The 10,394-nt window shown below is 74.4% G+C and carries 8 protein-coding genes; 6 read left to right on the forward strand and 2 right to left on the reverse strand.

Translation table 11 applies throughout. The features are described 5' to 3' along the window. Positions 1-9: 9 nt before the first annotated feature. On the reverse strand, positions 10-2,505 hold the full coding sequence (locus IF129_RS25040) for an ATP-binding protein (RefSeq protein WP_224755547.1): 2,496 nt from the start codon (positions 2,503-2,505) through the stop codon (positions 10-12). Between the two features lie 233 nt (positions 2,506-2,738). On the opposite strand from IF129_RS25040, the gene gabT reads away from it, so the two are divergent. From gabT to IF129_RS25055, 3 genes are all read left to right on the forward strand, one after another. Next, positions 2,739-4,085 carry a 4-aminobutyrate--2-oxoglutarate transaminase gene (gene gabT, locus IF129_RS25045; RefSeq protein ID WP_191212112.1) on the forward strand — a complete coding sequence of 449 codons (1,347 nt, stop codon included), beginning with the start codon at positions 2,739-2,741 and terminating at the stop codon, positions 4,083-4,085. Between the two features lie 381 nt (positions 4,086-4,466). Continuing rightward, on the forward strand, positions 4,467-5,159 hold the full coding sequence (locus IF129_RS25050) for a phosphatase PAP2 family protein (protein WP_318153933.1): 693 nt from the start codon (positions 4,467-4,469) through the stop codon (positions 5,157-5,159). Between the two features lie 290 nt (positions 5,160-5,449). After that, on the forward strand, positions 5,450-7,009 hold the full coding sequence (locus tag IF129_RS25055; RefSeq protein WP_191212114.1) for an APC family permease: 1,560 nt from the start codon (positions 5,450-5,452) through the stop codon (positions 7,007-7,009). Here the strand turns inward: IF129_RS25055 and IF129_RS25060 are convergent. After that, positions 6,972-7,724: a DUF4190 domain-containing protein gene (locus IF129_RS25060; RefSeq protein ID WP_191212115.1), complete on the reverse strand. Its 753-nt coding sequence runs from the start codon at positions 7,722-7,724 to the stop codon at positions 6,972-6,974. The two genes, IF129_RS25055 and IF129_RS25060, sit on opposite strands and share 38 nt — an antisense overlap. 109 nt (positions 7,725-7,833) lie before the next feature. Between IF129_RS25060 and IF129_RS25065 the strand changes: the two genes are divergently transcribed. The 3 genes from IF129_RS25065 to IF129_RS25075 all read left to right on the forward strand — a co-directional run. Next, entirely contained in the window at positions 7,834-8,898 is a 1,065-nt protein-coding gene (locus tag IF129_RS25065; RefSeq protein WP_224755548.1) for an adenosine deaminase, read from the forward strand. Between the two features lie 73 nt (positions 8,899-8,971). After that, complete coding sequence (locus IF129_RS25070; protein ID WP_318153934.1) at positions 8,972-9,598, forward strand: 4'-phosphopantetheinyl transferase family protein; 627 nt, start codon at positions 8,972-8,974, stop codon at positions 9,596-9,598. A gap of 186 nt (positions 9,599-9,784) precedes the next feature. Beyond that, a partial coding sequence (locus IF129_RS25075) for an acyl-CoA dehydrogenase family protein (protein WP_191212118.1) occupies positions 9,785-10,394 on the forward strand: 610 nt, incomplete at its 3' end.

Below are 10,394 nucleotides of genomic sequence, written 5' to 3' on the forward strand. Positions count from 1 at the left end.
GACTTGGCCTCAGCGTACAGCTCTGGGCCGTCCCCCGCCGCCGCCCAGTCGGGCCAGCAACGGGGGCCCGGCCTCGCCGTCGACCGAGGTCAGCGACAGCACGGCGTGGCCCGGGGGCACGTGGTGGGCCAGGTCCGAGGCCGACCACCGCTCCCGCTGCACCTTCCGGACGGTGACGGAGGTCGTCGTGGCGCGGACCCCGGTGAACGCCGTCCGGACGGCACGCACCGCGCGCTTCAGGCCGCCGCCGGAGAAGTCGGGGTTGCGGGTGACGTCCTCGGTCTCCACCCAGTCCTGGCCCCAGGCACGGGCGAAGACCTCGCCGTCCCAGGTGGTGACGCCGGAGAGGACGACCTTGCAGCCGACGGTGCCGATGAGCGCGGCGCGCAGCGCCTCGGGCACGTCGTCGAGGGTGCGCAGCGTCAGGACCGCCCCGGCGTTGGCCGAGCGCAGCTGCCGCAGCCCCCGCACGGCGTCCGGGGTGACGGTGTGCTCGGCGTCGTCCAGCACGAGGCAGGCGAACAGCGAGCGGTCCTCGCGCGCCGCCACACCGGCGGTGAACTGGGCGAGGATCAGCCGGGAGAGGATGCGCGACGCCTCGGCGTGGCCGCGTTCGGGGAGGTCCACGCGGACGCGCAACGGGTGCTGGAGGGTACGCGGCGAGAACGGCTGCGGACCGCCGCCGCGGCCGGTGCCGCCCCCGAAGAAGCCGTCGAACGCCGGGCGCAGCAGCACCGCCAGCCGGTCGGCGAGGAGCGTGCCCGGGTCGCCGGGCCGGCCCGCGTTCCGGGAGCGCGCGTCGAGCTCGCGCTGCTGCCCGAACTCCCCGGCCGCGTCCAGCGCCTCGCGCAGCCCGGCCACGGCGACGGCGTCCCCGTCCAGCAGGTCGCGCAGGTCGCGCAGCGGCGGGAAGTGCCCGTGGGCGGCCCGGTAGGGGCCGAGGAGCTGGGCGAGGGCGGCGGACGCGGCGCGGCGGTCGGCGGCGTCCGGGCCGATCAGGGCCTCGGTGAGGAGGGCCGCCGCCTCGTCCGGGTCCGTCGTGCCGCCGTAGGGGTCGAGGTCGTGGGTGGAGCGGGGGTCGCCGAGCCGGACGACGACGTCGAAGGCGTCGTCCGGGGCGAGGGCGGCGCGGGCCGTCCCGACGGCGACGACGGCGGCGCGGCCCGCGAGGGCCTGCAGGCAGAGCGCCTCGACGGCGGGCCGCACGATCCGGCCGGTCTTGCCGGACCCGGGCGGGCCCACGGCCAGCAGCGACGTGCCGAGCAGCGCGGGGCTGAGGGCCAGCGCGCAGTCCCGGTGCCGGTACGGGTTGCGGCGGTCGTCCAGGGCGCGGCCGATGCGCACCTGGCCGGTCAGCAGGTCGTGGGCGGCGGTGCGGACGGACAGGTCGCGGGCGCCGGAGGGGTGGAGGAAGGCCGCCGCGCCGCGCTCGCGCACCGCTTCGGCGAAGGCGGGGAGCGCGTCGGGCCGGGAGCGCACCGTGCGCCAGACGCGTTCGACGCGGACGTAGTCCAGGTCGCTCGCCCGGCCGCCGCGCACGTCGGCGGTGAGCCGGTCGGCGGGCTCGGTGAGCCCGGCGGCGCGCAGCTCGGGCCACTCGTCCGGCAGGGCGTCGGTGGAGCGCTCGGGCATCGGGGTCCACGGCTCGGCCTCGGGCCGGGTCGGCCGGCGGCGCCGCAGCCGCCGCCAGCCGCCCGCCTTGGCCGCGAGGAGGAGGAGCAGGAGCGTGAAGAGGACGTAGTAGACGTTGTAGGCGACGACGTAGGGCGTCGTCTGCACCGGTTCGCGCCAGCTGTCGGGGGTGAGCCAGTCCAGCGGGGCGAGCCAGAACGTCCAGCCGCCGTCGCTGAAGCACAGCACCCACACCACGGCGGCGGCGAGCAGGGCGAGGAGGGCCCTGCGGTAGGGGCGGACGGCGCCACCCGCCCTGGCGAGCACCGCACCGCGCCGCCGCCAGCGCGGCGAGGCGTACCGCCGCAGGACCCGGGGCCAGCGGCCGTAGCGTCCGGCGAGCCACACGACCGGCAGCAGGACGAGCAGGTGCACCGTCCAGGCGAGCAGCAGCACGAGGGAGGCCGAGCCGCCCCCGTCGTACCAGGAGGTGGGCAGCGCCGCGTAGATCCAGGAGACGAACGGGAGGTACTCGTTGACACTCAGCGAGCCGACCAGCAGCGCGCACAGCAGGGCCAGCAGCGCCCCGCCGAGGAGCTGCCGCTCCGGCACGTCCTCCGGTTCCTCGGCCGGCCGGGGCCGGTGGCCGTAGCGCCAGATGCCGGGGGCGGCCTCGGGCCGGGGGGTGCGGAGCCAGGTCACCAGGGGGGCGAGCGCCTCCCGGGGCGCCTGCCGGGGCATGGGCGGCGCGGCCGGGGGCGGGGGCACCGCCATGCCTCCGGCGGAGGCGGGTCGGGCGGGTCCGGGCGGGGCGGAGCTGTGCCGGGTGCGCGGATCACCGCCGCCCGGTGCCGTGCCGTACAGCCCGCCGCCCGCGCCGCCGTCCGCGCTCATCTGCCGTTCCGCCCCCTGCCAGCCCGCCGTTGTGGGTGTCGCGGCCCCAATGTAGACCCTGCCGCCCGCCCTCGGGGCGGCGTGGCGGGACCTGTCCGCCGTGGCCAACACGCCCTGCCGAATTTTCCGCAGCGGTGCATGTCACGCCCCGACGGCTGCCCCTAGCCTGCGAGGAGCGACCCACACACTTTCTTCCGTTTTCTTCCCCGCCGAAACACCTCAAGGAGAGTGCGATGACCTCCACCTCTTCGACGCCCGCGCAGGAGCGCCGCGTCGTCACCGCGATCCCCGGCCCGAAGTCGCAGGAGCTGCACGCGCGCAAGCAGGCCGCGGTCGCCGACGGCGTCGGCAACGTGCTGCCGGTGTACGTGCGCCGGGCCGGCGGCGGCGTCGTCGAGGACGTCGACGGCAACCACCTCATCGACTTCGGCTCCGGCATCGCCGTGACCTCGGTGGGCGCCAGCGCCGAGGCCGTCGTGCGCGAGGCGACCGCGCAGCTCGCGGACTTCACCCACACGTGCTTCATGGTCACCCCCTACGAGGGGTACGTGAAGGTCGCCGAGGAACTGGCGGCCCTGACGCCGGGCGACCACGCCAAGAAGTCGGCGCTGTTCAACTCCGGCGCGGAGGCCGTGGAGAACGCGGTGAAGATCGCCCGCGCCCACACCGGGCGGCAGGCCGTCGTCGTCTTCGACCACGGCTACCACGGGCGCACGAACCTCACCATGGCGCTGACGTCGAAGAGCATGCCGTACAAGCACAGCTTCGGCCCGTTCGCCCCCGAGGTCTACCGGGTGCCGGTCGCCTACCCCTACCGCTGGCTGACCGGCCCGGAGAACTGCGCCGAGGAGGCCGCGGCGCAGGCGATCGACCAGATCTCCAAGCAGGTCGGCGCGGAGAACGTCGCCGCCATCGTCATCGAGCCGGTGCTGGGCGAGGGCGGCTTCATCGAGCCCGCCAAGGGCTTCCTGCCGCGCATCGCCGAGTTCGCGAAGGCCAACGGCATCGTGTTCGTGGCGGACGAGATCCAGTCCGGATTCTGCCGCACGGGCCAGTGGTTCGCGTGTGAGGACGAGGGCATCGTGCCGGACCTGATCACCACGGCGAAGGGCATCGCCGGCGGGCTGCCGCTGGCGGCGGTCACCGGCCGCGCGGAGATCATGGACGCCGCCCACGCGGGCGGCCTGGGCGGCACCTACGGCGGCAACCCGGTGGCGTGCGCCGGTGCGCTCGGGGCCATCGCGACCATGCGGGAGCTGGACCTCAACGCGAAGGCCAAGCGCATCGAGGAGATCATGAAGCCCCGGCTGGCCAAGATCGCCGAGAACCACCCCGCCATCGGCGACGTCCGGGGCCGGGGCGCGATGATCGCGATCGAGCTGGTCAAGCCCGGGACCAAGGAGCCGGACGCCGAGCTGACGGGCAAGGTCGCCAAGGCGTGCCACCAGGCCGGTCTCCTCATCCTCACCACCGGCACCTACGGCAACGTCATCCGCTTCCTGCCGCCGCTGGTCATCGGCGAGGAGCTGCTGGGCGAGGGCCTGGACGTGCTGGAGAGCGCGTTCGCCGAACTGGCCTGAGCGAGGGCGCGTCCCCGGGCCGTCCCCGGGCGCGTCCCCGTCCGCCGCGCCGGTCGCGCGGTGAAGGAGATGTGGGAGGCCCATGGCCGTTCGGTTATCGGCCTCCCCACGCCGCACGCCGGTGACGTAGTGTCGGATCCGGATGTACGGCACACACCGCCCGCGCGGGACTGCGGGCACCCCGGGACCGGCGAGCCTCGCCCGGTACCGGGGCTGCGCCGCGGCGCAGGCAGCACTCCGGTCGGACCGCCGCACGCCCCACACCCCCCGGGGCGCGCGGTGACCGGTCGGGGCCACGGCCGTCCGGGAATACTCCCCCCTGTTCCCGGGCGGCCGTTCGCCGTCCGCTCGCCGCAGCGCCGCGCCGGCGCCTCGACGGCCGTGCTGGTCACCGCCGTGGGTTGTCTGCTGCTCCTCGCCGTGCTGAGTCTTCAGGTCGCCGTGCCGGGGCCCCTGCTCGACGCCGACGAGCGGCTGTCGCGTGCGTGGCGCCAGACCGATCCGCGTTCCCCCGCCGCGGCCGGCACTCCGGCGGAGTGGGGCGCCGACCTCGGCCACGTCCACGTCGCCGTCCCCGTCCTCCTGGTGGCACTCGTCCTCGCGTACGTCCGCGGGCGCCGCCTCCTGCCACCCGCCGCCGCCCTCGCGGCGATGGCGGCCGTCCCCCTGCTCGTCCTCCCGCTCAAGGCCCTGTTCGACCGGGCCGGCCCGCTCGGCGGCGAGGGCTACTTCCCCTCCGGCCACGCGGCGACGGCCGCCGTCGGCTACGGGGCGGCGGCACTCGTCCTCCTGCCCCTCCTGCGGCGGGCCGGGGCCCGCCGCGCCCTGGGCGCCACCGCGGCGCTGCTGACGCTGTGGGTGGGGGCCGGGCTGGTACGCCGCGCCTACCACTGGCCGCTGGACGTGGTGGCGAGCTGGTGTCTCGGCGGGCTGCTGCTCGCCGGGGTCGCCGCCGCCGTGAACGCCTCGCACCCGCCGGCCCGTCGCCGCCGGAGAGATGAGGATTTCGTTCCGCACGGCGGAGGGGACGGCCGCTCGGACGACGGACGGCGGGGCGGGCCCGACGACGTGTAGCCCGTCATGACGTCCCGAGCGGTGCGTTCGGGGCGCGGCGACGGCGGCGTGCACCGTCACGGGGCGACCGCCCAACGTCACGACGGAATTTTTACGACCACCCCAAACCGGACACGGTGCGATTACCGCAATCCGGAAACGGGAGAAGACCACCTACGAAGACATGGGCACGACGAGGACATCGCCTGTCGATCTGAGGCGGGGGAGGTGAATTTCAGGTATTCGGAAGGCATCCGGTGGCGATGAGCGGAACGGCCGCTACGGATCCAGCACGCTATAGCGTCCGGACCATGCCACAGCTCGTCAACCAGCGCCCGGCCGGAGGGATAGCGCGTAGCGCGGCGTCACCGGAGGAGATCCGGCCCAAAGGACTGCACAGGAATTCCGTGGGTCTTTTCGGCAGCGCCGTCATCGGTCTCTCCACCGTCGCCCCCGTGTACTGCCTCACCAGCACCCTCGGCCCCACCGTGGGCGAGGTCGGGCCGCAGATGCCCGCCGTCTTCCTCGCCGGCTTCCTCCCCATGCTCCTGGTCGCCTTCGCCTACCGGGAACTCAACCGGGCCGTCCCCGACTGCGGCACCTCCTTCACCTGGACGGTGAAGGCGCTCGGCCCCAGAATCGGCTGGATGACCGGCTGGGGCCTGGTCATCGCGACCGTCATCGTGCTGTCGAACCTCGCCGGGGTCGCCGCCGAGTTCTTCTACCTCCTCCTCGGGGAGCTGACCGGGAGCGAGGCGCTGCTGCGCTTCGGCGACTCCACCGCCGGCCACGTCGTCACCGTCCTGGCCTTCATCGCCGTCGCGACCGCGATCAGCTACCGGGGGATGACGGCCACCAAGTGGTTCCAGTACGCCCTGGTCACCCTGCAGATGGTCGTGCTGGCGCTGTTCGTCGCCATGGCCTTCGCCAAGGCGGGCGACGGGGCGGCGCCCACGGCCCCGGAGTTCTCCCTCACCTGGTTCGACCCGTTCTCCGTCACCTCGTTCTCCGCGTTCACCGCCGGACTGTCCCTGTCGATCTTCATCTACTGGGGCTGGGACACCAGCCTGACGGTCAACGAGGAGACCACCGGCAGTTCCACCACGCCCGGCAGGGCCGCGATGATCTCCATCGTGGTCCTCGTCGCCTCCTACCTGCTGACCGCCGTCGCGGCACTGATGTTCGCCGGGACGGGCACCACCGGTCTCGGCCTCGGCAACCCGGACACGTCCGACAACGTCTTCGCCGTCCTGGCCGGGCCGGTGATGGGCCCCCTCGGCGTCCTGCTCTTCCTCGCGGTCGTAGCGAGCGCGGCGGCGAGCCTGCAGACGACCTTCCTCCCGGCGGCGCGCACGATGCTCGCGATGAGCACCTACCAGGCGTTCCCCTCCTCGTTCGCCAGGGTCCACCCGCGCTTCCGGACGCCCGGCCGGGCGACCGTCGCGGCCGGCCTGGCGACGGGTGCCTTCTACGCGGTGATGGCCCTGGTCAGCGAGAACGTGCTCATCGACACGATCTACGCGCTCGGCCTGATGATCTGCTTCTACTACGCGCTGACCGCCTTCGCCTGCGTGTGGCACTTCCGCCACGACCTGCGCCGGGGAGCCCGGGACGCCGTCACCAAGGGCGTGCTGCCGTTCCTCGGCGGCGTGCTGCTGACGGCGGTGTTCTTCAAGACGCTCGTCGACATGTGGGACCCGGCCTACGGCAGCGGGAGCGCCATCGCCGGCGTGGGCAGCGTCTTCGTCATCGGTGTGGGCCTGCTGCTGGTGGGCGGCGTGCTCATGCTCGCCATGCAGCGCCGCAGCCCGGCGTTCTTCCGCGGCGAGGTCCTCACCCGCGCCACTCCGGCCCTGACGGCGGGGGACTGACGGCGGACGCACCGGGCGTCCCGGGCGTCAGCGGCGCGGCGGTGACGGCGTTGTAGCCCTCGTACGGGTCTCCGTAGGGGTCCGACCCGTCCTCCTCGGCCATGAAACCGGCCACCATCAGGGCGACGATGACGGCCGAGAGCAGCGTGCCGACGATGCCGAGCACGAGGCCGGCGGTGGCCTGGCCCGAGCCGTGCGCCTCACCCCGCCGGACGCGACGTCCCGCCACGGCGCCGAGGCAGATCGCGACCGGACCGCACACGATGCCGACCACGGAGCCGATGACCGTCAGCGCCAGGCACGTGCCCACGATGCCCAGCACCATCGCCGCCGTGCAGATGCCGCTGGTGCGCGGCGGGGGCGGCCACGGGCCCCCGGGCGGGTAGGCGTTGGGGGCGTACCCGGGCCCGGGGCCAGGGCCCCGGAACGCCTGGCCCACCGGGACGGGGCCCGGCGACGGCGGCCAGCCGGCCGGGGCGTACGGTCCGCCGAGCGGGGGCAGGGCGTTCGGCGGCGGCGCGGGTGCGGGCGGCACGGGCGGCACCCGGGCGGCGCCACCGCCCGGGTCGCCCGACGGCGGGGGGACGTCGGCGACCGTCGGCGGCCCGCCGACCGGTGGCGGCGTCCCCGCCTCGGCCAGGGGTGTTCGCGCGCCGGGAGGAGCCCAGGGGTCGGGCCCGCCCTGGCCGCCGTCCCGGCCCTCGTACTGCGACATGCGTCCTCCCGGCTCCGCTGCGGCCGTTCATCGTAAGCCGCCCCCGCGCACCGGGCATACGATGGCGGGCGGCCTTCACGGGCCGCTGCTTTCTCCGAAAGGTGCACCCTTGTCCGACCTCACCGACCTGACGATCCCCGACGAGCTGTCCGGCTTCATCGCGGGCCTGCCCAAGGCGGAGCTGCACGTGCACCACGTCGGCTCGGCCTCCCCCCGGATCGTCGCGGAGCTCGCGGCCCGGCACCCGGACAGCCGGGTGCCCGCCGACGAGGAGGCCCTGGCCGAGTTCTTCGTCTTCCGGGACTTCGCCCACTTCGTCGAGATCTACCTCTCCGTCGTGGACCTCGTCCGGGACGCCGAGGACGTGCGGTTGCTGACCTACGAGATCGCGCGGGAGATGGCCGGTCAGAACATCCGCTACGCGGAGCTGACGGTCACGCCGTTCAGCTCGACCCGGCGCGGCATCCCCGACGTGGCCTTCATGGAGGCCATCGAGGACGCCCGGAAGGCCGCGGGCACCGAGCTGGGCGTCACGCTGCGCTGGTGCTTCGACATCCCGGGCGAGGCCGGGCTGGAGGCCGCCGAGGAGACGGTCCGGCAGGCGTGCGAGCTGCGTCCGGACGGCCTGGTCTCCTTCGGGCTCGGCGGCCCGGAGATCGGTGTGCCGCGACCGCAGTTCCAGCCGTACTTCGACCGCGCCGTCGCCGAGGGCCTGCGCAGCGTGCCGCACGCGGGCGAGACGACGGGCCCGGGCACGATCTGGGACGCCCTGACCCACCTGCACGCCGAGCGCATCGGCCACGGTACGAGCGCGCCGCAGGACCCCCGGCTCCTGGAGCACCTGGCGGAGCGGCGGATTCCGCTGGAGGTCTGCCCGACGTCGAACATCGCGACGCGGGCGGTGGAGCGCATGGAACTGCACCCGCTGCGCGAGATGGTCGACGCGGGCCTGCTGGTCACGATCAACAGCGACGACCCGCCGATGTTCGGCACGGACCTGAACACCGAGTACGGGATCGCCGCCCGACTGCTGGACCTGGACGCCGCCGGCGTCGCGGCGCTGGCGAAGAACGCGGTGGAGGCGTCGTTCCTGGAGCAGCCGGCGAAGACCGCGCTGACGGCGGAGATCGACACGTACCTCGCCGCGCACCACGGCGCCGGGCACCGGCCGTGAACCTCCGGGCGACGGCCGGGCGGCGCCTGGTACGGTCCTGCCGGTGATCGGTCGGATACTCCCCCCACCCGTCGTGTCGGCGCATTCCCTCTCCGACGATCCCGGTCCCCTCGCCTTCGAGGAGGAGGCGCGGGCCCTGGCGGCGGCGGGGTCGAACGCCGCCCGTCGGGGCGAGTTCCTCACCGTCCGGCACTGCGCCCGCCGCGCCCTCGGCCTGCTCGGCCACGCACCCGCCGCGCTCCTCCCGGACGCGGTGGGGGCGCCGCGCTGGCCGGACGGCGTGGTGGGGAGCATGACGCACTGCGACGGGTACCGGGCGGCGGCCGTCGCCCGGGTGGGCGACGTGGCGGCCCTGGGCATCGACGCGGAGTCGGACCGCGCGATCCGGCCGGACACCCTGCGGGCGATCGCCCGCCCCGAGGAGCTGGAGCAGCTGGCGGAGCTGGGGCGGGCCCGTCCGGACCGGCGGTGGGACCTGGTCCTGTTCTCGGCCAAGGAGTCCCTGTACAAGGCGTGGTTCCCGCTCACGCGCGGGTGGCTCGGTTTCCAGGACGCGACGGTCACGATCGACGCCGCACGGGGGACGTTCGACGCCCGCGTGCTGACGACGGGGCACCCGGTCGGGCCGCGGCGCTTCCCGGGGAGCTGGCTCGCCGAGGACGGGCTGGTCGTGACGGCCTGCGTCCTGCCGCGGTCCTGAGGCGCCGCTGCGGCGTCCAGGGGAAACGCCGGGCAGGAACCTGCCAGTTGGCGCACGCCTCTCGGTGGACCGTTGCGATGTCCTACTAGTAAGTAGCATCCTGGGCCGCAAGCGCCCGGGCCAGTGGTCGCACCGGCCTCTGCACCGGCGGTAACGTCCGTCCTTCTTCAGCGGAGTTGACGCACCATGGGCCACTACCTCTCCAACCTGCGCGACCTGCGGTTCACCCTCTTCGAGGTCCTGGACAGGGGCTCGGTGTACGGCACCGGACCCTTCGCCGAGATCGACGTGGCGACGGCCGAGGACATCCTCGGCGAGGTCGAGCGGCTCGCCGTCCACGCGCTCGCCGACTCGGCGATCGAGGCCGACCGCAACCCTCCGGTCTTCCACCCCGACACGCACACGGCGCCGTTGCCGGAGTCGTTCAAGAAGGCGTACGACACGTTCATGGACGCCGAGTGGTGGCGGCTCGCGCTCCCGGCCGAGCTGGGCGGCACCAACGCGCCTCCCACGCTGTACTGGGCGTTCGCCGAGATGATCCTCGGCGCCAACCCGGCCCTGTGGATGTACGCGGGCGGTCCGAGCTTCGCCCGGGTCGTCTTCGACCTGGGCACCGAGGAGCAGCGCGCCATCGCGCGGGCGATGGTGGACCGGCGCTGGGGAGCGACCATGGTGCTGACCGAGCCGGACGCGGGCTCGGACGTCGGCGCCGGCCGCACGACGGCCGTCCGGCAGGAGGACGGCAGCTGGCACATCGAGGGCGTGAAGCGCTTCATCACCAACGCCGAACACGATC

The organism is Streptomyces chumphonensis (assembly GCF_014779715.1).
Lineage (GTDB): Bacteria > Actinomycetota > Actinomycetes > Streptomycetales > Streptomycetaceae > Streptomyces > Streptomyces chumphonensis.